The organism is Bernardetia sp. ABR2-2B (genome assembly GCF_037126435.1).
In the GTDB taxonomy this organism is placed as follows: domain Bacteria; phylum Bacteroidota; class Bacteroidia; order Cytophagales; family Bernardetiaceae; genus Bernardetia.
Map to the genome: position 1 here is coordinate 4,700,461 of NZ_CP147020.1, position 26,177 is coordinate 4,726,637.

Below are 26,177 nucleotides of genomic sequence, written 5' to 3' on the forward strand. Positions count from 1 at the left end.
CAATTGTTTACTGATTTTTTAATCTAATTGAAACAAATGTACACAAAAAAACAAAACTTTCAAATTAAATTGAAAGTTTTGAAAGTTAATAGTGAAATTTGATTTGCTTGAAGATTTTATTTAATCCTCCTCTTCTAATTCGAAAATCTCATTGACAGGTTTTTCGAAAAGTTGAGAGAGTTTGAGAGCCAAAACAGTAGAAGGAACGTATTTATTTTTTTCTATTGAACTAATCGTTTGCCGAGAAACACCTATTTTTTGGGCAAGTTCCTCTTGTGTGATATTCAAAATAGCCCTTTGTACTTTTATGGTGTTTTTCATTTCTATATCTATTTGTAATTCCATTTTTTTAGAATTTTGGTAAATGTTTTATGTATGAATAAATTTAAGACTGTGTCTTTTTGAGCAGTTGAAAAAAGGCAATTTGGATAGCCAACATAAACCAAAGCACAATTCCAGAACTCATTTCAGAATAACTTGTATCCATATTGATTACAAAATCAACTAAAAAATCAATCACAGGCATACCCAGCGCATAAATTACTCCCATCACAAAGGCAATAGAATAAGATTGTACTCTCAACTTACTTATCATTTCATCTTCTATTTTTTCTTCAGAAACAGAAATTAGTAGCATAAAAACTAAAACCATTTTTGCAGAAACAGAAAGCAAAATAGCAGCATCGTTCATTGCAAAACGAAAAAATAAAACAGCCAAAACAGAGATAATTAGTCCAGCAAAACCAATTTTTTTGAAAGCATAAGGTAACAACTTGAAACGGTTTAGAGCTTTTTGTTCTTTTTCACAGATTTGAGTAAGGTTCATAATAATAAAGGTTTTTAATTTGTAAAATAAATTCAATGACAATTCTTGATTGTAAAGTTATAACGTCAAAAAGTAAAATTTAGTTGTCTTTTTGTAAAGTTTTTTTTACATTTTTGATTAAAATAAAACCCACGAATTTATTCGTGGGTAAAAAAACTATTCTACTTCTGTAATAACCTCGCCAGTAATATAAGCTCCAAAACAACCTATTCCATTTTCAATATTTGAATGAATAATGATAGGTTCGCCAAACGGATTATCTCCATTGTAATAAGAGTCTTCAACTGTTTTGTGGTAGCGATAATAATTTTCATCAGCTTTCATTAAGTAAGTTGTAAGATAAGGATTTGGAGTAGGACTATCTGGAAAATTAGGAATTGAATAGTCATCAAAATAAATTTTTTCTTGAGGATTATAATTAATGATACTTCTTCCCTCCTGTGTTTTAAAATAATTTTCATAAAAATAAGTAGGACGTGTATGCTTAGTCACTCCGATTGGCTCACCTGTGTTAGAATTATAGTTTGTGGAAAAAGACGTTGTATAGGCTTCTATTCTATAATAATTTGTTTTTGTCAAATCATCTTCATCTTCCCATTCTGCTGAATACTTGTATTCTTGTTCATTCAACTTTGTGAGCTCTACCTTTGGCAAAACCCTTCCAGTAGGGACAATACAACTTGCATTCAATTTTGCCCCTTCATCAGTTTCTATTTCTAAAAAATATGTTTTTCCTTCACTCACATTCAAAATAGCATTTTCTAACTGAAACGTATATTCAGGCTGACCAGAATAGTAATTATAATAACCATTTCCCAAATCTTGGGAGTAATAAGGATTTGCTCCATAACTCATATTATAGCTGCTTTGTCCATCAGAAATACGAACTGTCGCATTTTGAATGTAATTTATTCCATCTGTTTCTCGTTCTTTTCCTATTCCTACTGCTCTAAAAAGCGTAATCTGAATAAGCGAATCATCTGGAGAAATAAAACCAACTACCACAACTTGGTCATCACCTTCTACATCTACATCTTCCAAGAATTTACCACAACTTGAAAGAACAAGAAGACTAACTGAAATAAAGAGAATAAATTTAATTGTATTTTTCATTTTATTTTTTGAGTTTGACATTTTTAGAATAAACAGAGATAAAACCTTTTAAAACTTAAAATTATATGTAATAGAAGGAATAATAGGAAAAAGAGCCACTTTCTGAACTGTATCTATATTTTCTCCAGCTTCATTTTGTCCATTGAGAATATAGAAAAATGGATTCATACGGCTATACGCATTGTAAGCACCTATTTCCCACGTTCTTGTTCCCCATTTTTTCTTTTTACTAAACTGAACAGCGATATCTAATCTATGGTAATTCTGCATTCTAAAGCTATTTTTTTCTCCATAATTGGCTACCGAATTTATAAAACTACTGCCTCCTTCTCCTCTGTTGGGTGAGTGTGTAAATGGATTGAAAGAATTTTTTGGCATCGTAACAGGTGCACCTGTACGGAAAACCCAGTTGGCAGAAAGGTTAATTTTATCATTAAATTTATAGCTTCCTGTAATTGAAAAGTCGTGGCGAATATCAAAACGAGGAGAAAACCATCTTGCATTATTCAAATCATCAAATTGTTGCTCTGTTTTGGCAAGTGTGTAACCTACCCAGCCTGTAAACTTTCCTTTCTTTTTCTGTAATAAAAATTCCAATCCATACGAACGTCCTTTTCCACGAGTAATGGCATCTTGCCAATCAAAAGATTCAGAACTGTAAGGGTCATCTATCAAAAGAAAATTTGCTCCTTCTTTATAGCCAATTACGTCTTTAGAAATTTTGTAATATGATTCTACTGAAAAAGTAAGACCTGTCTCTTTGAAATCTTTTGCTATTCCTACTGCCACTTGTTGAGACTGTTGAGGGCGAACTCTTGCCGTAGAAGGTACCCATAAATCTGTTGGAAGTCCGATTCCAGTATTTGAAAGCTGATGAATATACTGATTCATTAGCGCATAAGAGCCTTTTAGAGCAAGTGTGTTTGTCAAACGATAAGCTGCTGCCAAACGTGGTTCGAAGCCAAAATAATGTTTGGTTTCTTCGTCTTCATTTTTTTTGCTTATATCTATTAAATTACTCAATCTCAAACCTCCATTGAGTCTGAATTTATCATTAATCTCCCAATCATCTTCTACATAAAGAGCCGATTCTATCACGTCATATCTTGAGTTTTTGGAAGGGTCGTATTCAAAATCTGGCTCTTTTATTACAAATGCACTTGGTGTAAAACGGTGAAGTGTGCTTTGCATTCCGAAACGAACAGTATGATTTGGAGAAGGGTAATATGTCCAGTCGTATTTTGCACTATAATCACGAATATTTGATGTATATTTTAGATAATAATTTTCATCATTATAATTATCTTCACTAAAAATCTGAAATTGATAGTCGCTAAAAATCAGAGATAGATTGCTAAAGAGTTTGTTGTTATATAAATGATTCCAACGAACAGTTGTGGTTGCATTTCCCCAGTTTATACCAGATTCAAAACTCTCATTTTGATTGTTGAAGCTATAATTATCTCTTGCATAGAACTTGTCTCTTCCAAAATATCCAGAGACAAACAGCTTATCTTTTCTACTAAAATCATAATTGAACTTAGCATTCAAATCATAGAAGTAATAGCCGACTGTAAAGTCTTGTGGCATAAAAGGGCGAGTAAGTACATCTAAATACGTTCTACGACCAGAAATAATGAGCGAAGACTTATCTTTGACAATAGGAGCTTCTAGCAAAAGCCTTGAAGAGATAAGACCAATTCCTCCTTCTCCAGAAACTTTATTTTTGTTTCCTTCCTTCAAACGCATATCCAAAACTGACGACAAACGACCACCATAACGAGCAGGAAAACCACCTTTTGTAAGCTCTACTTGTTTGATAGCATCGCCATTGAAGACTGAAAAGAAACCGAATAAATGAGAAGCATTATAAACAGGAGCTTCATCTAAAAGAATTAGATTTTGGTCATTATTTCCTCCACGCACATAAAGTCCAGAACTTCCTTCTGTTCCTCCTTGTACACCAGGTAAGAGTTGAAGAGCTTTAATGACATCTTTTTCACCCAAAAGCGCAGGAATATCTTTTATTTGTTCGACAGGAATGCTCACTTGACTCATCTGTGTTTGTTCACTAATTGGCTCAGAATCTTTATCAGCTACAATTACAACAGCCTCAAGTGCTTCATCAAAATCTAATGAAATATCAAGGTTTATATCTTTATTCAAAATAATTTTGTGAGCCTGTGCTTCATAACCGATATAAGAATAAATCAATGAGATAGTATCTTCTTGCAGCGTTATTGAATAAAATCCGTAGCTATTAGTAACCGTTCCTTGTTTTGTGGCAGGATTGTAAATGCTTACACCAATAAGCGTTTCAGAACTTTCGGCTTCTCTGACATATCCACTAATCGTATATTTTTTCGAAGTAGTAGTAGTTTGGGCAAACGAAGTAAACCCAACAAGGCTTAAAATCAGTAAAAAGAAGATTCTTTTGATAAAATAAGAAAAGTCGTAAAAAACTTCTCTTAAATAAGAATTAAGTAGCATAAAAATAAGTTATATAATGATTTAAAAATGGTTTATTTTGAATTAAAAGATATGAATAAAGCTTTTTTTGATAGTTTATGAAGGTTTTTAGTCTTAATTTAGTATATAAATTTTAGTGTAATCTTTTATGTACTTTTAGAGTACGTAAGCAAGTGATTTTTTGCAGCAACAAAAGTAAAGTTATTTATTGATTTTTTATATAAAGTTTAAAGTTTATCAAACAAAATACCTCAACACTTATAAAAATATAAATATTGATCCTTTTCATTGTTTATCTGTCTTGAAAGTGTTATTTTGCTATATATCCAAGCATAAAATGTAGATAATATAAATACTCCTATTCTAAATAAAATAAATTCTATAATTGAAGTAAAACAAGTCTTGGTATTTACTAAAAAGGATTCTATGAAAAATTTATACGCTTTTCTTCTTATTTTACTAACTAGTGGTTGTTTTTGGCAATCCTCTAATTTACTTGCACAACAGTATTCGTTTAGAGAGTTTGGCTTAGACCATGGTTTGCCACAATCTGAAGTGCCGACACCACAAGCTGGTATGATAGATTCAAGAGGAAGGATTTGGGTCGGAACAAATGGAGGAGGAATCGGACTCTTAGAGCAAGAAAAATATAGGGTTTTTGGAGTAAAAGATGGGTTAAACAGTAATCTGATTAGCAGTATTGTAGAAGATAGTAGGGGAGATATTTGGGTACTTTCACAAAATAAAAATATTTCAAAATATGATGGTGTAAATTTTACTTCCTTCCCAGAACTCAATGGAACAATGTCTTTAGGAGGAATTTTGTCTATTGATAAGTGGCAAAACGTGTGGGTATTGGCTGCAGGAGCAGGAGTAGGGGTAAATAATACGCTATATTGGAAACCAAAAGACGAGAAAATATTTAGAGAATACAAACAAACTGATTTAGGAGAACTCAAAACTTTAGGAACTGTAATAACACATACTGCTGATTTTGAAACATATCTTTCTCATAATGGCAAACAATTTCTATTCAATGGTAAAAAATTTGAAGATGTTGATTACCCTAAAACACAGCTAAGTGATTCACTTTTTCAAGATAAAACTTTATTATTAGCACATAAAGATAGAAACAAAAATCATTGGCTTTGGGCAACTAATCCAACAACCCGTAGAGGAAATCTTGTGTTCTTTGATACAGAAAAAAAGGAGTACGAAGAAATTATATTTCCACCAAATCAGTTAGCAGGAGCTATACCAAATGCAGGTTGGCAAATTTATGTTACTTTAGATAACAGACTCTATGTGGTAGCACATAATATAAATACGGTATTTATCTTTGATAAAAATAGAAATTTCGTAATTAGTTATACTAATGCCAATGGGCTGAATGGTTTTTTAGCTGCTAGTGGAGCTGTATTTGAAGATATTTATGGCACTGTTTGGGTAGGTACTCGTGGCAAAGGAATGTTGCAGTTACCTGATGGGAAATTTACTAATTATACTGTAAAAGATGGTTTGCAAGGAGAAATTATATTTTCTATTCACGAAGACACTAAAAATAGAGTTTGGTTAGGAAGTTCGGTAGGTGGAATTACAATATACGAAGATGACGTATTTAAAAAAGTTGTACCTGCTTTGAGTAGGTTTGGTAGAATGTCAGGCTTTTTACAGATAGATTCCATAACTACTTATATTTCTGCTGGAACAGGTGTGTTAGAAATAAAAGAAGATAAAGACAACAAAACATTTACAGCAAATCTTATAAATCCAAAATTTGGATTTGCTACCCCTACTTTTGCTAGGTGTATAACAAAAATAGATAGCGTTATTTGGGTAGGAACACAAGGAACTGGAGTAGTAGGATATGATTTGAAAGACGATAGTCTAAAATATATATTTGGTCAAAATGAGCTAGGAGCAACTGCTGTACTTGATACCAAAAAAGACTCAAAAGGAAATTATTGGTTTGCGACGTTTTCAGGGTTGGTAAAGTGGGACGGAAAAGGAATAGAGAAAGCTAACTTCAAGCGTTTTACAATTGCTGATGGATTAGGAGATAATTTGCTTCTTCAACTTTATATTGATAAAAAAGATATTGTTTGGATTATTGCTTATTCAGGTGGACTGAATCGTTTTGATGGAAAAGAATTTCAAGTTTATCAAACTCCTCAAGGGCTTTCATCGGATATAGTTTATTCTATTCTACCTGTCAAAAATCAATTAGACCAGTTTTGGATAGGAACGCAGAGAGGACTCAATAAAGCTTATTTCAGAAATGATGGAAAACTAATGCGAGTAGAAGAGTATGGAAAAGAAGAAGGCTTTTTTGGAGATGAATCTAACTCAAAATCTATTTTAAGAGATTATAAAGACAATATTTGGGTAGGACATCTCAATGGAGTTACAAAAGGCGATTTTTCACAAGATAAAAAAACTATTCCTCCCACAACTTTTATTAGTGAAGTAAATCTAGGTTTGATACAAACTAATTGGAGTGATTCGGTTTACATCGATAATTTTGATTCACTTTCTAAATGGAATAATTTACCACAAAACTTAGAACTCGCTGCTGACCAAAATACAATAAATTTTGATTTTTATTCAGCCGATTTTTCTAACCCAAAAGATATACAGTACCAATGGTGGTTAGAAGGTTTTAATAAGGATTGGCTTGTACCAACAAATAAAACAGAGGCTAATTATTCTAATCTCCCTGCCAAAAAATATACTTTTCATGTCCGTTCAAGAGTAGGAGAAGAAGGAGAGTGGGGCGAAGAATCTACTTTTGATTTTAGAATAAGACCTTATTGGCATCAGACTTGGGTTGCAAGAATTGTAGGAATATTACTAATTTTTGGTGTCGTTTTAGGAGCGATAAAGCTAAGAACAAGTAGTTTAGAAGCTAGTAGGAGGCGTTTAGAGCAACAAGTAGAAGATCGAACTATTGAAGTTAGGAAACAAAACAATGAAATTTTAGATAAAAATCAAGAGTTAGAAGCACAACAATTACAACTTGCTCATGCTTACGAGGATATTCAAGAAAAAAATAAAAATATTACAGCTAGTATTACGTATGCAAAGCGCATTCAAGATGCCATGCTTCCTTCTGATGAGCGAATTAAAAGAATTATAGAAAACTGTTTTGTATTCTTTAAGCCTCGTGATATTGTAAGTGGCGATTTTTATTGGATTACAGAGGTAGAAAATAAGACGGTTATTGCTGCTGTAGATTGTACAGGACATGGCGTTCCAGGGGCATTTATGTCAGTCATTGGAAGTAATCTTTTATATGAAATAATTGAAAGTCAGCGTATTCTTTCTCCAGCCAAAATTTTGGATGCGCTCAATGAAAACGTACGTCGTCATCTAAATCAAGATCAAACTAATAATCGTGATGGAATGGATATGGCTATTTGTGTAATTGATAAAGAAACCAAAATTTTGACATTTGCAGGGGCAAAAAACCCTCTTCTTCATGTTCATGACGACAAATTTGAAATCATAAAAGGTGACCGTTTTCCGATTGGAGGCTTTGATAAGCACAAACAAAAACCTTTTACAGAACATACTATTATTCCTAGAAAAGATAGTGTCTTTTATATTTATTCTGATGGCTTTCAAGACCAGTTTGGAGGTTTGGAAGGACGAAAATATATGTCTAGGCGTTTTCAAGAATATCTAAAAACTATTTCTTCATTATCTACCGAAAAGCAAAAAGAAGAAATAACACAAGAGTTTAGAGAATGGAAAGCCTCTGGGGAGGAGCGTCAAATAGATGATGTTTTAGTTATTGGTTTTAAGGTTTGAGAGTAAAAGAGCAAAACCAAACTAATTTGTATAAAAAACGTTCTGTTAGCAAAGTAAATTCATTAAATTATTTTTTAGCCCAAAAACACTTTTCAATTTTATATAATTATGGCAGTCAGCAGAGTTAAACTCGTAACATTATCAACGATAGGCATTATCTTACTTCTATTTTTCGGAGTAGGTAGTTTTTTTTATTTTGGTTCGTATAGTTCAGGAGATAGAGCAGGAGTAGTTATCAAAGTGAGTGAAAAAGGGTATATCTTCAAAACATGGGAAGGCGAAATGAACCTCAACGACCAAGGAAATACGATAGAAAAATTTGAGTTTTCGGTAGAAGAAGAAGAAACAAAAGTAATAGAAGACCTAAAAGATGCAGCCCTTACAGGTGAGCGTGTCAGAATTTCTTATGTAGAAAGGTATTATACCTTTGCTTGGCGTGGAGATACAAAATATTTTATTACAGAAGTTGTTCGTAAGAAAAATAATGACTTGAGAAATGATAAAGAAGAAAGCCGAACAGATTCTTCCATTACCGAAACAGAAGAAAGTCAGAATATAGAAAAAGAAGAACCCATAAGCACAGACACTACCATCCGTGAAATGTAATCTTTTAGATATTTTATGAAAACTCTTTCATTATTCTCGCCACGAAAAAAAATAGCCTTTAGTCTCTTCTTAGAAAAAATAGATTTCTCTACTTCTGAAAAAACTAAAGGCTATCATACTATCAAAAAGACAGATATTGATTGTACTTATAATTCAATGTTTGATGAAAGAGAAGTCTTTTTAAATTGCGTATATAATTTTATATCAGCAAACCAGTTTGAAGAAAATACACATATAGAAGATGCTTTCTACAACTTAGAAGAGTTAGTTTATTTGATCCAAAAAGGCGTTAGAGTTGATGTTATTTTTATTCTCTCCGAAAGAAATAGAGTAATTACTCGTAATAAAGGAATTGAAGAGTACAAAATGCACAGCCGTTGGGTAGATATTTCGCCAGAAAGAATTTTAGAGACCTATACTAAGTTTGAAAAAAAAATAACACAAATAAAAGACTATTGTGCTACACAAGCCATAAAAATAATAGAAATTTAATATTAGAAATATGTTTGTGTACTATTTCTGATAGCCTACATTTTCATTTTCTTCATTTTCCTCTGTTTCTACGTGCTTAGGCAAGAAGATACTAAAATCTGTATATTCTCCCTCTTTAGAATCTACTTGTATTTCTCCTTTATGAATATTTCTAACAATGTCATAACAAATAGAAAGTCCTAAACCTGTTCCCTCACCTGCTGGTTTGGTAGTGAAAAATGGATTGAAGATTTTATCCATCATTTCTTGTGAAATTCCTGTTCCATTATCTCTAAAAACAATTTCTATATTATCCTCATGATTGATAGTTTTGACATTGAGCATAGGCTCAAAGCTATCTCCTAATTTACGTTTTTTGTTGTAGAGTGCATACAAAGAATTACTAACAACATTCAAAAAGACACGCCCCAAATCTTGTGGAATAATTTTGATGCTCTCAACCTTTGCATCAAGATTTGTATCAATCTTAGCTGCAAAACCTTTGTAATTATTGATTGTACTGTGATAGGCTAAACTAATATATTCTTGTAACATCGTATTGATGTGTGTTTCTTGATACACTCCTTTTCGATCTTGAGAGTGCATAAGCATATTATTAATGATGCTATCGGCACGTTTTCCATGTTCATGGATTTTTTCAGAGTTTTCATTCAAATTTTGAAGAATATCTTTAATATCTTCCACATCATCAGGCGTAATATCCTTCAAACTTCCCTCAACAATATCTTTTCCTACATTGGCAAAAGTATCATTGAGTTCTACAATCATTTCTTTTGATAACTCCGAAAAATTAATAATAAAATTCAGAGGATTCTTTATCTCGTGTGCAATTCCCGCTGTTAGTTCTCCCAAGGAAGCTAGTTTCTCTTGAGCAATAACTTGCTTTTGAGCGTTTTTGAGTTTGCTAAGTGTTGTTTCTAACTTAAAGTTAGTTTCTTTTATTTGAGAAAGAGCCTTTTTGAGTTCTGAAGTTCGCTCTTCTACTCTGCGTTCTAGCTCTGATTTATGACTTTTTTCTAATTTTATAATACTCAAATACGCATTGATTCGGCTTGTAAGCTGATAATCATCAATCGGTTTGGTCAAATAATCGGTTGCACCTAGTGAAAAACCTTTTTCTTTAAATTCCTCTGATTTATAAGCTGCTGTAAGGAAAACAATCGGAATATTTTTTGTTTTCTTACGGCTACGAATAAGTTTTGCTGTTTGGAAACCATCCATTTCAGGCATCTGAATATCCAAAATAATAAGGTCAACGGGTTCACGCATCAAAACCTCTAAGGCCTCAATACCCGAATTTGCCTCTACAATTTCGATTTCTTCAAAATGTTCTTCCAATAATGCACGAAGAGTAAATAAATTACTCGGAACATCATCTACAATAAGTACCTGAATAGGAGAGAGTTGCTCAGACATGCGTCTTTTTTTAGATTAATTATTTTAATTTGTCTTCTGATTTTGTAATGATAAAAATCAATTTAAACTACTAAACGGTGCTTAGTAGTTTATCAAACCAATTATAAATATACAATTTTATAAATACCTTTACAATTTTACATCTTTCTTTGCAATAATACAACCTTATTCAACTACTATTTTGTTTAACATTCATTTTTTAGACAAAAATAGAGTTTAGTTCTATGAATGAGTTAAAATTAAATCAGTTTATTTCAAAAATACTTTAGTTATCTTTATAAATTCTATCAAAAATGAATTTGAAAAAAAGAGTATGTTATGGCTTATCACTTAAACGAAAAAGTAATTTTAATCACAGGAGCTTCTGGAGGAATTGGTTTTGCGTGTGCAAAAGCTTTTTACGAACAAGGAGCAAAATTAGTTTTGACAGATTTATCTACTGAAAATCTGAAAAAGCAGGTTAAAGAAAATAATTTTGATGAAGATAGAATTTTACTTTTAGAACTCAATGTAATAGACAAAAAACAGACAAAAAGTGTAATAGAACAAACAATTACTCACTTTGGAAAGCTAGATATTGTTTTTGCCAACGCAGGAATTGCAGCCAGTCCACCCAAAACATTTTTGAAAATGAGTGAAACAGAATTTGAACACGTAGTAGAAGTAGATTTATTCGGCGTTAGTAGAGTTATAAAAGCTAGTTTGCCAGAGATTATCAAAAATAAAGGACAAGTTATTATTACTTCATCGGCGTACTCTTTTTTTAATGGAATTTTTAATACGCCTTATGCGACCTCTAAGGCAGCGATAGAGATGTTGGGGCGTTCACTTCGTTCTGAATTAGCTTACACAGGTGCAACAGCAATGGTTTTGTATCCTGGTTGGGTAGATACTCCGATTACAAAAGTTGTTTTTGGTGGAGATGATACAGCTACAAAACTAGCAAATTTGGTTATTCCATCTTATTTTTTGAATCCTGTTCCTCCCAAAATCATAGCAGAAGCTCTTTTAAAAGGAATCAAAAAGCGTTCTCATCGTGTCTTTAGTCCAAAGCGATGGGGTTTTATGTGGTTTATTCAAACTATTCTGACCATTTTTGGAGATAGTAGTTTAGGAAAAAACAAAAAAGTACAGAAACTGATTGAAGAATCCGACAGAAAATAAAAATCAATAAAATTTATGCAAGAAAGACCAAAATTTTTAGTAGTCTGTGGAAAAAATAAAAAACGCAGCCGAACAGCCGAATCTATTTTCAAAAATGATGATCGCTTTGCTATTCGTTCGGTGGGTGTAAGCCCAAAGAGCAACCGAAAAATCACAGAAAAGGATATTGAATGGGCAGATTTGATTTTGGTAATGGAAAATGACCTCAAACAAAAAATCAAAAAAATCTATTCTCATTTAGAAATTCCAGAAATTGAAGTTTTGAATATTCCAGATGAATATGAATTTATGGATGAAGAACTTATCGGACTTTTGATAGAAAAAATTAGCTCTTTTTTATGAAAAAAAACAAATTTTTAATAATTATTTTTGCTTTCTCTCTTCTTATAGAGGTAAATAGTTCTTTTGCACAAAGTTTAAATGACCAAGAACAAGTTGAAAAATATTTAGAGCAACTCAACAACCAAAAATTTGATGAAGAAGATTTTGGAGAAGACTACGAAGAGAAATACTATGAAGGAAAAGTAATTTATTCGCCAGATTCTTTATTTAAGATTTTTACGTTTAGTGGAGATGCTTATTTTGCTTATTTTACAAGTATTTCAAAATCTTATATCCATATTCTAAATTCAGAAGGACAGACAAAGAAGGTAATAGAAGAAATTAATTTTGATGGAATAATAGGAATCTATAAGCTTTCAGAAAGTAATTATTTGGTTTTAGAAAAGAGGGAAAACAAAGTTTCTTCTGTTAATTATGTATCTTACATGATGGCGAGTTGGTTAGTTTTAGATATAGAAAATGGGTCAATAGACTTCAAGCAGATTGACATAGAAAAAGACGAACAAAAACTAACTTATTCTACGCAAGAATATAACCTTGACTATACTTTACAAGCCGATATTTTTTATTCTACTCAAAATAATCAACTTGTTTTTGAATACAGTATAATAGAAGAAGATAATCAAGAACCTTTACATTTTATAAGAGTTACTTATGAATGGAAAAATGATTTTTTTATTTTAATGAGAGAAGAGAAACGTGCTTATAAAAAATAACATAAAGTCAATTTTTTCTTGACAATACGTATAATACCTTTTAGAAAAATTAGAAAAATAACCTCACAAATTAGGCAAATATCAAAAAATAAGTACCTTTGTTTTTTCTATATCTTATTTTTATTCGTTAAAATAGCCTAACATTTTTTCAACTTTATGCGTTAGGCAGGTAGAAAAAGATATTGAAAAGCTCATAAATTAGACAAAAAAGCCAAATTTATATAAAATAACATGTCAAAAAATCTCGTCATTGTAGAATCTCCAGCCAAAGCAAAAACCATTGAAAATTATCTTGGAAAAGACTTTACGGTTACTTCCAGTTTCGGACACGTTCGGGATTTAGTGAAATCTAATGATGCCATTGATGTCGAAAATAATTTTGCGCCTACTTATATTGTTTCTAAAGACAAAGAAGATGTTATTCGTTCTCTTCGCAAACTCGCTAAAGGTGCAGAAACAGTATGGTTAGCGACAGATGATGACCGAGAAGGAGAAGCTATTTCGTGGCACTTGAAAGAGGCTTTGAATCTGGATGAGAAAAACATAAAGCGTATTATTTTTAGAGAAATTACCAAAACGGCTATCTTAAATGCTATTCAGAATCCTAGAACAATTGATGATGATTTGGTAAACGCACAACAGGCGAGGCGTATTTTGGATAGATTGGTAGGTTTTGAGCTTTCGCCAGTGCTTTGGAAAAAAGTAAAATATGGTCTTTCAGCAGGGCGTGTGCAGTCGGCTGCTGTTCGTGTAGTGGTAGAAAGAGAAAGAGAAATTGACAAGTTTAATGCAAAAGGATTTTATAAAGTAGATGCTATTTTTGATGTAGAAGACGGAAAAAAACTAAATGCAGAGCTTTCAAAACGTTTAGACGAAAAAACGAAAGCACAGCAGTTTTTGGAAAGTTGTGTAGCTGCAAATTTCAAAATTGATAACTTAGAGAAAAAACCAGCCAAAAAATCTCCTGCTGCTCCCTTCACTACCTCAACATTGCAACAAGAAGCAAGTAGGAAGTTGGGTTTTTCGGTTTCTCAAACAATGATGGTAGCCCAAAGATTGTATGAAGCAGGTCATATTTCGTATATGCGTACTGATTCGGTCAATCTTTCAGAAGAATCTCGCCAGAATGCAGCCAATGAAATAATAGCTTCATACGGAAAAGAATACGCTAAAAACCGTACATATAAAACAAAATCAAATTCAGCTCAAGAAGCTCACGAAGCTATCAAACCAACTAATTTTTCAAACCGTCAGCCTGTTTCGGATAATCAACAGCAACGACTTTATGATTTGATTTGGAAACGTGCCATTGCCTCTCAAATGTCAGATGCAAAATTAGAAAGAACTCTTGTAACGATAGGAATCACAAAAGATGATGAGAAATTAAAAGAAACACTCAAAGCAACAGGCGAAATAATCATTTTTGAAGGATTTTTAAAGGTCTATTTGGAATCAAAAGATGATGATGATGACGAAGAAAGTAGCGAAACAAAAGGAGTTTTGCCTCCTCTCAAAATTGGACAAGGTTTAGATTTAGAGCTCATGACAGCTACCGAACGCTTTACTCGTCCGAAGGCTCGTTTTACGGAAGCCTCTTTAGTAAAAGAATTAGAAGACAAAGGCATTGGTCGTCCTTCTACGTATGCTCCGACTATTTCGACGATTCAGAAAAGGGAATATGTAGTCAAAGAAGCTAGAGATGGCGTAAAAAGAGAGTATTCTGTTCTTACTTTGAAGAATGACAAAATCACGAACAAGACAAAAACAGAAACAACAGGAGCAGAAAAAAACAAACTTTTTCCAACTAATATGGGAATGGTTGTAAATGATTTCTTGGTAGGGAATTTTCCAGATATTGTAGATTTGACTTTTACAGCACAGGTAGAATCAGAGTTTGATAAAATTGCTGATGGAAACTTAGAGTGGGAAAAGATGCTCAAATCTTTCTACGGACAATTCCATCCACAGGTAGTAAAAGTAGGAGAAGATGGAGAATATGCCAATACAGCTAGAGAACTCGGAAAAGACCCAAAAACAGGGCGAGTAATACAGGCAAGAATGGGACGCTATGGCGCACTCGTAGAAAAACTACCTTTAGACCCTGATGACCCAGAACAAAAACCAGATTTTGCTTCTCTTTTAAAGGGACAATATTTGGATAAAATCACACTTGAAGAAGCATTAGAGCTTTTCAAACTTCCTCGTGATGTTGGAATGTTTGAAAATAAGAAAGTGGTGGCTGCTATTGGTCGTTTTGGTCCTTATATTCGTCATGATAGTAAGTTTGTTTCTATTCCGAAAGAAGAAGACCCACTTACAATAAATGAAGAACGAGCAATAGAACTTATCAAGGAAAAACGAGAAAAAGATGCTAAGAAAATAATCAAGCTTTTTCCAGAAAATGAAGAAGTGCGTGTTCTTAATGGGCGTTGGGGTCCTTATATTGCTGTTGGAAAGCAGAACGTAAAGATTCCGAAAGATTTGGATATTGAACCTGCTGATTTGACTTTAGAAAAATGTTTAGAACTTGCCGAAGCTGCACCTGAGAAAAAAGGAGGTAGATATGTAAAGAAAACTGCCACTAAAAAAGCTCCTGCAAAGAAGAAAGCAACGACTAAGAAAACAACAGCGAAAAAAACTACCACAGCAAAAAAAACAGCTGCAAAGAAAACAACGACAAGAAAAAAGAAAACAGATTAATCTCTGAACCTTTTTTATAGACTCAAGCAAACAGAGAAACCACCTTTAAAACTAAATTAAAAGTTTTGAAGGTGGTTTTTTTATTACAACAGCTTTCAAATAACCAGTAGCATTCTACCAATCTCCATTGCTTTCATCAAAAAAGTCTAGCTCATTTTTTTGCTTTTCTTTCCTACCACTTTTATTGATATAATAACGTTCGCCATCTTTTTCTACTAGAGCCTGTCCAGTAGTTCCGAATGCTTCAGCAAAGTCATAGATAAGAGGAATAATTATCTTTCCTGCTTTATCTACATATCCCCATTTATCGCCTTTTCTGATTGCAATTGGACTTTCTTCTGTTGTTCCAACATCATCATATTCTGTACTGATTACTTCTTCTGCATCTTCATTCACAAATCCTTTTTTACCATCTTTAGCTACTTCTAAAAGACCATTAATAAAAACAGAGCTTACCGAAGAGTAATAATTTGGATTTATTTTTTTCTCTCCATTCGTACGCAAGTCTAAGAAGCCATAATTCATAACACCATTTATATTTTCAGCTATAATTATAATGTTGTTATTGTTAGTAAAACGAATTTGGTCGTAAATAATAGGAACAATCTCTTCCCCTTTATGATTAATAATTCCCCATTTACCGTTTTTCTTTACTTCTGCTCGTCCGTTTTTAAAATTTCCTGCCTGTTCGAATTCGATGGGAAGAATTATTTTAGAATCTGTACTGACATATCCACTTTTTCCGTTTAGAGTAACTTTTGCAAACCCTTCTGAAAAGTTATCAATTTGGTCGTAAATAATAGGAACTAGTATCTTTCCTTCCATATCTATGATTCCCCACTTTCCATTCTGTTCTACCTTTGCATAACCAGCAAGAGGCTCTACATCTTCTCCAAAACCAGAGCTTTGAGGATAAATGTAAAAGAAAGATTCAGCATTATCATATTTTAGAGGAATAGCTAGAGTTTCAGTTTTTGTATTGAAATAACCATATTTTCCTTCTTTTTTTACTCTTTTTAGAATAGCATTATTTGCCATCAGCATATAATCAACATTATCAAAATTATATTCAATGATTTCATTTTTGCTATTGAGATAGTTCCAATGCCCTGCTCTTTCTAAGAAAATTCTGTTTCTTCCTACTGTTGAGCTGATTTTATCATAGGCAAAAGGCATTATATTTTCATTCTCAACGTGAAGACCCATTTTTCCATTTGTTTCATCCTCTGTCCACATAAATGGTATTTCATCTATATCAATAAAAATATCCGAAGCCGAAGCCACTTGTAGATAACGATTTCCAAACTTGTCGATAGATTGCCAGTCGTCGCCATATTTTACCCAGCCTTGTTCGTCTAAGAAAGGCAATGCACCATCATAATTAAATTCTATAAACGGACTTCCACTAATTGAAATATAGCCCCATTTTCCATCTTGCTTGACGGCTGCAAAACCTTCTGAAAAGGAATAAGCTTCCTCAAATTTTGGTGGAATAAGCCAGTTTCCATCTGCAGATAAATACCCATATTTTGATTTTTTGTTGCCTTCTTTTTCATACTCTTGAGCTAGTGCAAGTCCGTTCTGAAATGATTCTACCTGTTTGTATTTGGGTTCTATCAGCCATTTTCCTTTTTTATCGATAAAACCCCATTTTCCATCTTGCTTTACGGCTGCAAAATCAGAAGAAAAAGATTTTGCATCTTGATACTTTTTCTTCATTTTCTTTCCTTTTTCGTTGATATAAGTATATGTTCCGTCGTGGTATTTTGCCAACAAGAATCCATCAGAGTAAGGATAAATATAATCCCATCTGAACTTGCTAAGTGGTTTGCCTTCTCTTTTTATGATACCAAAGTTTCCATTGATACGAGCTACTGCATCTCCTCTAAAAAACTGTCCTATCTCATCATAGGTAATAGGAACAGTAACTTTGCCCTTCGAATTCATTAATCCAATTTTTCCATCTTGATATACTTTTAGATAATCATTACTTAGCTTTTCTATTTTATCAAAAGTGGGTTTTTGTAGAATTTTTCCAGTTGGGCTAATTGCTCCCCAGTGTTTGTTTTTCTTTACCAAAATAAGGTTGTCTTTATAAAAAATATCAACTTCATCATATTGAGTTGGAGCAATAATTTTTCCATTTTCTCCCATAAAACCATACTTATTTAGCTTTCTTATCCACGCCAAATTTTCTGTAATAAAATGAATCTCGTCGTACTCTAAAGGGACAATGAGTTCTCCTTTTTGATTGATTGCGCCCCAATGGTCGTTCTTTTTAACGTGCGCAATTCCATTTTCAAAATCATCTATTTCTTGATAAATAATAGGAGTAATTAATTTTCCTTCTTTGTTCATTAATCCAAAAAGATTGTCTTGATGTACTTTAGCCAATCCATCAATGAAAGGTTCATAAACTGGATAAGGAGATTTTAATACTTGATTTCCTTTTTTATCAATAAAATACCAAGCTGTATCTTTTCTAACTGCACCTAATCCTTCTGAAAAATATTTTGCTTCATCATAAAGAAAATCTACAATGGTTTCGCCTTTTTCGTTGATATAACCCCACTTATTCGTATTGTTTTTTGAGCTTTCTTCTGTTCTGACTTCTGCTACTCCTTCATAAAAAAAAGGAATATCTTTATAAATTACTTTTACTACTTCTTTTCCCTCTTTGTTTATTTTTCCCCAAAGGTTATTTTTCTGAACTAATGCTGTTCCTTTTTCAAAGTCTTTTGCATTCTGATAAATAAATGGAATAATTTCTTCTCCTTTTTTATTAATAAAGCCATATTTACCCTCTTTTCTGACATAAGCCAACTCTTCTGAAAAATTATAAGCATCATCATACTTCAAATCAATGACTAAATCTCCTGCTAAGTTTACAAAACCAACAAGATTATTCTTTTGTACTCTTGCCATTCCATCTTTAAAAGGATAAGCGTATGAATATTCAAAAGGCACAATAGATACGTTTTGAACATCAATAAAACCTGCTCTTCCCTCCAAACGGGCAACTGCTCTTCCTTCTTTGAATGAACCTAACTCTTGATAGATAATTGGAATAAATTCTTCTCCTTCTTCGTTGATATAACCCCAACGACCGTTTTTCTTAACTCTAGCTACATTGATAGTCTTGTTTTCTGCATTCTTGATTTGCTCAAAGTCCATCGCTTGACTATAGTGAGCAGCAATAAGAATCATTCCTGTTTTTTTATCTTTATAGCCATATTTTTGTGTTTCTCCATCATCATTACTTTGATGAAAAGGAGTCAAATCTTGACTATATAAATCAACTGAAAAGAAGAAAAATAAAATAAATAAGGTCAAAGCTGTAAGTAGTTGTTGGCAGACAGAAGAAAGACGTGTTAGATAAATATTCATGCAAATAGTGGTTAGGCTCAAAACAATTTTCTCATTTCTAAAACTATAATTGAACAGAAAAATAGCAAGGTAAGTCAAATTTAGGACTTCATAAAACTAATTTATAGTAGTTTGGGCAAAGAAACAAATCAAAATCCTTTTTTACTTTTTTATTTAATGATAGTTTGTGTTTTTATTACTACATTCAAACTAAAATAGTATATTTACTTTCTTACTTTATAGACTATAAAGCTGTACCTTTGTAACATCAAAATTATTATAATTAAATTAAAAAATATGAAATTAAGATTACTTACAGCAAATGATAGTTTGTTCGGGATTTGTTTCGCTCTTTTATTAGCTTTCTTTCCATTATTTGTATTTGGACAAGTAAATCCTCCTGTTGCAAATTATTCTACGTATTGCAAAGGAGAAAGTATGCCTATTTCAGCTACTTCTTCTACTCCAAACGCACAGATAGAGTGGTATATGGATGCTAATATAAATAATACTCAACCTTTTACAGTTTCTCAAAATGGAGAAGTATTTCCTTTGGATTCTATAATTACTTTTGGCTTAGGAACAAATACAGTTTACGCTGTTGCTTCACTTGGTAGCTCTAAAAGCAGTAGTATAGAAGTTCCTATTACAATTAATAAAGCTCCTGTTGTTATTGCTATTGAATCTGATAATTGCATGTTGTACGAAGGAGATAATGTTGTTTTTTCTCCTATTTTGGAAAACCCAAATGAAAACTATACATACGAGTGGCGTAAGATAAAAACGAAAGCTCTACAAGAAATTACAAACCCTCAAGTTTTGAGTACGAATAAAGATTTTTCTAAATCTTCATTATCGGATAATGATGCAGGAGTTTATCAGCTTACTGTATGGAACGAAACTCGTACTTGTGCTGCTAAAATAGAATCTCCTCATCTCATTCTACGTGATGGATGTAACGAAGATTACCCTATTCCAGTAGGAATAGATGAAGGTGGTAACCATGCTGTACTAACTCAAAATTTGAGTAGTAGCTATTATATTAATGATGAAAATGGAAGTTTTAATTTTGTATTTGAGGAAAGATACAGAGCAGGTATATTAACAGCATATTTATATAGTTGGCAACGTTGTAAATTAGGCAGTTTTACATTAAACAAAAAATTAGGAAGTAATTGGTATTCACTTTATATAGGAATGCTTGCAATACCTGAGGCATCTTATGTTCTTGAAGTATTTGATGAAAACGGAACTCGTACAGTAGCCAAATTTAAGTTCAAGGTAAAAGATTTACAAGCTTATATAATAGAAATACCTTCTACTTACTGTAAAGGTTGGAATACTCAATTTGAAGGATTCATAAGAGGTGGAATTGCGAATTATACAACCATATGGTACACTACGACTACTCCAGATAATTCTCCTCCTTCTCAAAATGCGAATTGGGAGATTTTGGGTTGGAATAAAACAGAACGTAGTAGAAGACCTAAGATGGAATTTAATACTAATCTATCTAAAACTCATTGGGTCAAAACTAAGGTAATTGATTCTAGAGGATGTTCAAGCGAAAGTACCATATATAAAATAGAACCTGAACTATCACAAGAACCCATTATAGATTTGAATGATGGAAGAGAGCGTTTGTCTAAAGCCGAGTATTTTCAAACAGAATCTAATTCTTCTCTTCTAAAAGGTGTAAATATTGACTCTTATTATTTTAAAGTAAATAGAGATACTACTTCTGATGTTGTATATCTATTTTGAAACCAGATGGAATTAATAATGCTCCCAAAACAGTTCTGAAATCTCTTCGATTTACGGCTTCTGAATTTCAAGACCTACAACTCAAAAAGGAAGATTTTTTACTTAATCAATTAACAACAGTTCCTAATAAATTCTATATTGGTGTAAATTCTAATACTAATAGTCTCTTTGTAAAAAGGGGTTGTAACTATACTATAGAAGATAATACGGCTTGGGAAACAGCAGAAGGAAAATGGCAACCTCTCTCTACACCTGTTTCAGAGGGAGGTTTAGAAATACCTACATCATTTGCAATACGTCCAGTTTTTCATACAAAACCCAAAACAGATTTTATAGCTGATTTGACTTTAGCTTTTCTAAATGAAGAGATAGAGTTTAGAGATATTTCGGAAGCCGATCCTGAAAACTATGAATGGAATTTGGAAGGTGCATCAGTTACTCAATCTACAAACTCTACCTTTACGACCAAGTATAGTCAAGAAGGAGATTATGATGTTTCACTCATAACAAGTAATGTTTCTGGTATAGATACGCTCACAAAATCAAATTACATTAAAGTAATAGAAAAGTATTCTAAACTAATTAATACAGAAGGAACAAAGAAAGCATCAAAAAATAATGATGGTTTTATAGCAGGGCATAACTCTAAAAAGGATAAAGCTAAGGCTGAGTATTTTTCTAATTATGAAGACAAATTTCTGCAAGGAGCAGAAATCTATTTGGGAGGAATTGATATACAAGGAAAACAGAAAGGTAAATTTGTTCGTATTTATGTTATGTCTGCTAGTTCTGACGACCAATCCCCAGACTTAATCTTAGATTCTGTCTATGTGCCTCTTGATAAAGTTACAGGCTCAATAAGCAAACATGGTTTTCTTAGAGTTTCTTTTGATGCAGCTATCGAAGTGCCAAAAGATTTTTATATAAGTGTTGGTTTTGATTACTACTCCTATGATGATTTTGCCAAATTTGAGTTTGCTGTTCTTACCACTCCTGCTACTGCTGAAAACGGCAATACTGCATGGGAACAATTAGCAAATGATACTTGGCAACCTTATTCAAAACCAGAATCAGAAGGTGGAAGAGGGATTTCGGCAGCACATGCTATTTATCCAATCTTGACAGCCGATAGAGTTTTATCTTCAGAAGAAGAAAATAGCTATGCAGAAAATATAAAACTATTTCCTAATCCAGCTTCTGATTTTATCAAAATAGAAACAAAAGAGATTCAATTAGAAAATTATTCTATTGTGGATGTAATTGGAAAAACTATCAAAAATGGAGATTTATCAGAAAACACAACAGTACAAATTAATAGCTTGACAAAAGGACTTTATTTTATTCGTTTCAAGACAAATAAAGGAATGATTACAAAGCGTTTTGTAGTGAAATAAAAGAGGTTTTTTTTCAAGATTTTTGCTAGAAAATGATAAAGTGTAGTTCTTTGTAGCTACGCTTTTTTATTGAACATCATTCAAAATAATTAAATCAATATGGGAAAAATAGCCTTAGAAGAATTAGAGTTTTTTGCCAAACATGGCGTACATGAAGAAGAACGAATTATTGGAAATCGTTACAGAATTGATGTTGAGGTAGAAGCAGATTTAGAACAAGCCTCAGAAAGTGATAATGTAAAAGATACCGTAGATTACGGGCATTTATACAAAATTGTAGAGCGAGAAGTAAATACACCAGCCAAACTTTTGGAACACCTAGCAGGAAATATTTTGAAAGGTGTTTTAGAAGAAATATCAAAAGTAGATGCTGCAAAAGTGGTCGTACACAAATATAACGCACCGATTGGAGGTGTTTGTAAATGGTCTAAGGTTACCTTGGAAAGAAGCAGGAAGAAGTAGAGGAAATAACAAGATTAGCTATTTTTATTTTCTATGAAAATAGCTGCTTTCTGTAACATTTTACAAAAACTCTGTTCAAAAAACTCAAATTCTTCATTCTGAAATTTGATTTCTTCTTCTGATAGATTTTCCAAATCATATTCATCTAAAATAGGAGGAAAATAAAGATGACGAATGCGTTTGAGAGAAAGAGAATCTGTAGAAAAAATATTTTCTTCATCTTTCAAATGTACGCCATCCATAAAACCAATAATTAAATTATGTTTTTTAGGATTAAGAAACAGAAGAGGTCTGTTTTGATAATCATAAAAAGGAATTTTCCATTTTATAGATTCTTTTACAGTTGGTAACTTCTCAAAAATGAGTTTACGAAGATAGAAAAGTTCGTTTTGATAATATTCTTGATTAAAAATATACTGACTTACGTATTCTGATTGCTGCATAATTTTTTTATCAAAAAAGTCTTTTCTAAATAAAATTAGAAAAGACTTTGTACACGATTAAATTTTCTTTATGACTAAGTTACAGAAAGTAAATTAAAATGTATATGATTTTGTGTTTAGAGCTTGTTTAAGTTTTTATTTTGATAGTGAAAGTGAAATTACTCACTTGAAGCCGAAAGTAAAAAAATTAAACAAGCTCTTACTTCTGACTTCTAAAATCTAATTTCATACTTTATTTATACCGTAGTGATGTCTTTTTCTTTTGCATCAAAAAGCTCATCAATTTTTTTAGTATAATCATCTGTAAGTGCCTGTACTTTATTTTCTGCTCCTTTTACCATGTCTTCAGGCGCTCCATCAATGGCACGTAGCGAATTATTAGTGTTTTTACGAGCATTACGAATTCCTATTTTTCCTTCTTCTGCTTCTGCTTTTGCACGTTTTACAAGCTCTTGACGACGTTCTCCTGAAAGCGCAGGTACATTAATACGAACCAAATCAGCTTCTCCCATCGGATTAAAGCCCAAATTACTATCACGAATTGCACGTGTAATCTCGGCAACCATACTTTTTTCCCAAGGCTTAATCATTACCGTTTTTACATCAGGAATAGAAATATTGGCTACTTGAGCAAGTGGTGTTTGTGCGCCATAATAATCAACCATAACACCATCAAACATAGAAGCTGTTGGTTTTCCTGCACGGATTTTACTAAATTCTGAAATAGTATGTTTGACAGCTTTGTCCATTTGTTCTTTTGCATCATCAAGATACATATTGATTTCCTCTTGCATAATTTCTATTAATTTGAATGATTTTGAATAAAGTTTGTATTCAGATTGTAGTTCTAGTACATTAAATACCAAAATTACTAAATTACTCTAAAAAGATACTAACTATTTTGAGAAAAATTAGTTTTATAAAATAATGTTAGAAAAACTATGTTTTTTTATAAATATTGACTCCATTGGACAGAAATAACTTTATTTTTCAATAACTTCGGTTTTAGAAATAGCTCATTTTTATTTTTCACTTTTTCACTTTTTTCTTATTTTATGCTAGAGTTTAGAGTTATCGAACACAATTCAAAAGATTATTGGGATACTGTTCATTTGAGAGAGCGTGTGTTGCGCCAACCTTTAGGTATGCGTTTTTCCTCCGAAGAATTAGAACTAGAAAACAATAGTTATCATATTGCAGTCTATGATGAAAGTCATAAAATAATTGGTACTGCCATGTTTGTTACTTTGTCTTCCTCCAAACTCAAAATGCGACAAGTAGTAATAGCAGAAGATTGGCAAGGAAGAGGAATTGGGAGAGAGTTAATTGAGTTTGCAGAAAATTTTGCTCAATCAAAAGATTATAAGGTCATTGAAGCCAACGTTAGGCAAACAGCCATTGGCTTTTATGAGAGTTTGGATTATCAAAAACTAGGAAAAGAATTTACTGAAGTTGGAATCCCTCACATGAAAGTAGAAAAACATTTAAAGCCTTAACTCTATAAAACTATATTATTTTGCCAAAACTTTTACTTTTTTATGTCCCTTGTAAAGATGAAGCAGAAACTTTACATTTATCGAAGCTACTTTTAGATAATAAATTAGTTGCTTGTACTAATTCTATGCCTATAAAAAGTTGCTATTTTTGGCAGGGAAATATTGAAAATGATAATGAGCATGTTTTGATTGTCAAGACATTACCTGAAAAGGCAAAAGAAGTTAGTCTTTTTATAGAACAACATCATTCTTATGATATTGCTTGTATTGCTTTTTGGAAAATAAAAGTGAATGAACACTATTTTGAATGGGCAAAAAATCAGCTTTGAAATTGATTTCTAAAATTATAGATTTTTTAGAGTGCTTTTTTTATAAAAACGAGTAAATTTGTAGAGATTGTAGATTATTTGTGAAGTTTTTAAACCCTAAGGGTCTTAAAGAACCTTAGGGTTTGGACAGACTATAAAGCCACTTTGAGAAATGTATAAATTATTTTTTCTAACTTCTTTTTTTATTTTACTTCTGTTAGCTCAAAATTTAACTTTTGCACAAGTTGGGGGAAAGACATCTTTAGAGTTTATAAATCTCCCTACACATGCACGAGTAATTGGACTTGGAGGGGCAAATATTACTTCTCAAGATGCAGGAAGTCAGCAAGATATAAATATGCACATCGAAAACCCTGCTTTATTGACAGAAAAAACACACGACCGTTTTTCTTTGGCTTATTATGGCTATTCAGCAGGAATTAGCAATGTAAATTTGGCTTATGGACACAATTTCAAGAAGTTAGGAGCTTTCTCAAACCTTGCTTTTTCATTTCAATATCTTGATTATGGAAATATCGAAAGTTATGATGCCCTAGGAAATTCTTTAGGAGAAGTAAATGCAAGTGAATATAGTTTTGGTGTTAGTCATTCTCAAAAATTTGATGCCTTTCGTGTTGGTGGAACGCTCAAAATCGCAGGTTCGCAGTTAGCTGGGTTCAATGCAACAGGTGTTTATTTAGATTTGGGAGGAACGCTCACACATCCAGACAAAGATTTGCGTTTTGGGTTAGTTATGAATAATTTAGGTTTTCTGATTAGTAACTATTCGCCTACTTCGGAGTATGAGATGCCAATGAATATTCTTTTGGGAGCTTCTTTAAAGCCTGAAAAGATGCCAGTTCGGTTTTCATTAACTTTACACCAACTATTTAGAAAAAATATTGCTTATAACGACCCTGCAAGAAGCACAACATTAGACGCTAACGGACAAGTTGTGGTAGAAGAAACAAGTGCCATCGATAAAGCATTTCGAAGAGTTGTTTTGGGAGCAGAAATAATTTTTAGTAAGAATTTTAATCTTCGTGCAGGATATAATTTTTTGCGTCGTCGTGAATTAGTTGTAACAACTAGACCTGCCTTTGTAGGATTCTCATTTGGTGGAGTGGTGCGTATTCGTTCTTTTGAGTTTGCATATTCTCGTTCTTTGGCACATATTGCAGGTGGAACAAATAACTTTACACTGACATTAGATACAAAAAAGTTATTTCGAAAAAAATAACTTTGCCTTTTACTCCTTTAGGAGTTTCATATTGATAATTTTTAAATAAC

Annotated in this window: 21 protein-coding genes; 13 read left to right on the top strand and 8 right to left on the bottom strand. The window is 32.3% G+C overall.

The window, feature by feature from the left end; genetic code table 11:
- Window positions 1-120: 120 nt before the first annotated feature.
- The 4 genes from WAF17_RS19785 to WAF17_RS19800 all read right to left on the bottom strand — a co-directional run bounded on the left by WAF17_RS19785 (window position 121) and on the right by WAF17_RS19800 (window position 4,429).
- Window positions 121-321 carry a helix-turn-helix transcriptional regulator gene (locus WAF17_RS19785; RefSeq protein ID WP_338770225.1) on the bottom strand — a complete coding sequence of 67 codons (201 nt, stop codon included), beginning with the start codon at window positions 319-321 and terminating at the stop codon, window positions 121-123.
- A 64-nt stretch (window positions 322-385) separates the two neighbouring features.
- On the bottom strand, window positions 386-826 hold the full coding sequence (locus WAF17_RS19790) for a hypothetical protein (RefSeq protein ID WP_338763518.1): 441 nt from the start codon (window positions 824-826) through the stop codon (window positions 386-388).
- Window positions 827-982: 156 nt separating this feature from the next.
- Window positions 983-1,939, bottom strand: a complete 957-nt coding sequence (locus tag WAF17_RS19795) for a DUF4249 domain-containing protein (protein ID WP_338763520.1) — start codon at window positions 1,937-1,939, stop codon at window positions 983-985.
- A 48-nt stretch (window positions 1,940-1,987) separates the two neighbouring features.
- Window positions 1,988-4,429 carry a TonB-dependent receptor gene (locus WAF17_RS19800; RefSeq protein ID WP_338763522.1) on the bottom strand — a complete coding sequence of 814 codons (2,442 nt, stop codon included), beginning with the start codon at window positions 4,427-4,429 and terminating at the stop codon, window positions 1,988-1,990.
- Between the two features lie 405 nt (window positions 4,430-4,834).
- Here WAF17_RS19800 and WAF17_RS19805 point away from each other — a divergent pair, with 405 nt between their 5' ends.
- The 3 genes from WAF17_RS19805 to WAF17_RS19815 all read left to right on the top strand — a co-directional run bounded on the left by WAF17_RS19805 (window position 4,835) and on the right by WAF17_RS19815 (window position 9,316).
- Window positions 4,835-8,218, top strand: a complete 3,384-nt coding sequence (locus WAF17_RS19805; RefSeq protein WP_338763524.1) for a SpoIIE family protein phosphatase — start codon at window positions 4,835-4,837, stop codon at window positions 8,216-8,218.
- Between the two features lie 108 nt (window positions 8,219-8,326).
- Window positions 8,327-8,824 carry a hypothetical protein gene (locus WAF17_RS19810; RefSeq protein ID WP_338763526.1) on the top strand — a complete coding sequence of 166 codons (498 nt, stop codon included), beginning with the start codon at window positions 8,327-8,329 and terminating at the stop codon, window positions 8,822-8,824.
- Window positions 8,825-8,839: 15 nt separating this feature from the next.
- Entirely contained in the window at window positions 8,840-9,316 is a 477-nt protein-coding gene (locus WAF17_RS19815) for a hypothetical protein (protein ID WP_338763528.1), read from the top strand.
- A 21-nt stretch (window positions 9,317-9,337) separates the two neighbouring features.
- Here WAF17_RS19815 and WAF17_RS19820 read toward each other — a convergent pair whose 3' ends face one another.
- Window positions 9,338-10,732 carry a response regulator gene (locus WAF17_RS19820; protein ID WP_338763529.1) on the bottom strand — a complete coding sequence of 465 codons (1,395 nt, stop codon included), beginning with the start codon at window positions 10,730-10,732 and terminating at the stop codon, window positions 9,338-9,340.
- A gap of 318 nt (window positions 10,733-11,050) precedes the next feature.
- Here WAF17_RS19820 and WAF17_RS19825 point away from each other — a divergent pair, with 318 nt between their 5' ends.
- The 4 genes from WAF17_RS19825 (at window position 11,051) to topA (ending at window position 15,654) form a co-directional block, all read left to right on the top strand.
- Window positions 11,051-11,896, top strand: coding sequence for an SDR family NAD(P)-dependent oxidoreductase (locus WAF17_RS19825; RefSeq protein WP_338763530.1), 846 nt, complete (start codon window positions 11,051-11,053; stop codon window positions 11,894-11,896).
- 15 nt (window positions 11,897-11,911) lie between these two features.
- On the top strand, window positions 11,912-12,238 hold the full coding sequence (locus WAF17_RS19830; RefSeq protein ID WP_338763531.1) for a protein-tyrosine-phosphatase: 327 nt from the start codon (window positions 11,912-11,914) through the stop codon (window positions 12,236-12,238).
- The gene (locus WAF17_RS19835) at window positions 12,235-12,954 is read left to right on the top strand and encodes a hypothetical protein (protein ID WP_338763532.1); all 720 of its coding nucleotides are present in this window, start codon (window positions 12,235-12,237) and stop codon (window positions 12,952-12,954) included. The genes WAF17_RS19830 and WAF17_RS19835 overlap by 4 nt, the downstream gene beginning before the upstream one ends.
- A 231-nt stretch (window positions 12,955-13,185) precedes the next feature.
- A complete protein-coding gene (topA, locus tag WAF17_RS19840) occupies window positions 13,186-15,654 on the top strand; it encodes a type I DNA topoisomerase (RefSeq protein ID WP_338763534.1) in 2,469 nt (822 codons plus the stop codon).
- Window positions 15,655-15,768: 114 nt separating this feature from the next.
- Here topA and WAF17_RS19845 read toward each other — a convergent pair whose 3' ends face one another.
- The gene (locus WAF17_RS19845; protein WP_338763535.1) at window positions 15,769-19,041 is read right to left on the bottom strand and encodes a WG repeat-containing protein; all 3,273 of its coding nucleotides are present in this window, start codon (window positions 19,039-19,041) and stop codon (window positions 15,769-15,771) included.
- Between the two features lie 276 nt (window positions 19,042-19,317).
- Here WAF17_RS19845 and WAF17_RS19850 point away from each other — a divergent pair, with 276 nt between their 5' ends.
- The 3 genes from WAF17_RS19850 (at window position 19,318) to folB (ending at window position 22,640) form a co-directional block, all read left to right on the top strand.
- Window positions 19,318-20,784 carry an immunoglobulin domain-containing protein gene (locus WAF17_RS19850; RefSeq protein ID WP_338763536.1) on the top strand — a complete coding sequence of 489 codons (1,467 nt, stop codon included), beginning with the start codon at window positions 19,318-19,320 and terminating at the stop codon, window positions 20,782-20,784.
- The gene (locus WAF17_RS19855) at window positions 20,781-22,178 is read left to right on the top strand and encodes a T9SS type A sorting domain-containing protein (protein WP_338763537.1); all 1,398 of its coding nucleotides are present in this window, start codon (window positions 20,781-20,783) and stop codon (window positions 22,176-22,178) included. Before WAF17_RS19850 ends, WAF17_RS19855 begins: the two co-directional genes overlap by 4 nt.
- Window positions 22,179-22,277: 99 nt before the next feature.
- Window positions 22,278-22,640, top strand: coding sequence for a dihydroneopterin aldolase (gene folB, locus WAF17_RS19860; protein ID WP_338763539.1), 363 nt, complete (start codon window positions 22,278-22,280; stop codon window positions 22,638-22,640).
- 14 nt (window positions 22,641-22,654) lie between these two features.
- On the opposite strand, the gene WAF17_RS19865 is transcribed toward folB, so the two are convergent.
- Both WAF17_RS19865 and frr read right to left on the bottom strand, forming a co-directional pair.
- Window positions 22,655-23,083 (bottom strand): DUF1801 domain-containing protein, encoded by a 429-nt coding sequence (locus tag WAF17_RS19865; protein ID WP_338763541.1) that lies wholly within the window; start codon window positions 23,081-23,083, stop codon window positions 22,655-22,657.
- Between the two features lie 236 nt (window positions 23,084-23,319).
- Window positions 23,320-23,877: a ribosome recycling factor gene (gene frr, locus WAF17_RS19870; protein ID WP_338763542.1), complete on the bottom strand. Its 558-nt coding sequence runs from the start codon at window positions 23,875-23,877 to the stop codon at window positions 23,320-23,322.
- A gap of 261 nt (window positions 23,878-24,138) precedes the next feature.
- On the opposite strand from frr, the gene WAF17_RS19875 reads away from it, so the two are divergent.
- From WAF17_RS19875 to porQ, 3 genes are all read left to right on the top strand, one after another.
- Complete coding sequence (locus WAF17_RS19875; RefSeq protein WP_338763543.1) at window positions 24,139-24,579, top strand: GNAT family N-acetyltransferase; 441 nt, start codon at window positions 24,139-24,141, stop codon at window positions 24,577-24,579.
- A 20-nt stretch (window positions 24,580-24,599) separates the two neighbouring features.
- Window positions 24,600-24,908, top strand: a complete 309-nt coding sequence (gene cutA / locus WAF17_RS19880) for a divalent-cation tolerance protein CutA (RefSeq protein ID WP_338763544.1) — start codon at window positions 24,600-24,602, stop codon at window positions 24,906-24,908.
- Between the two features lie 151 nt (window positions 24,909-25,059).
- Window positions 25,060-26,127, top strand: a complete 1,068-nt coding sequence (gene porQ / locus WAF17_RS19885; RefSeq protein WP_338763546.1) for a type IX secretion system protein PorQ — start codon at window positions 25,060-25,062, stop codon at window positions 26,125-26,127.
- Window positions 26,128-26,177: the final 50 nt, after the last annotated feature.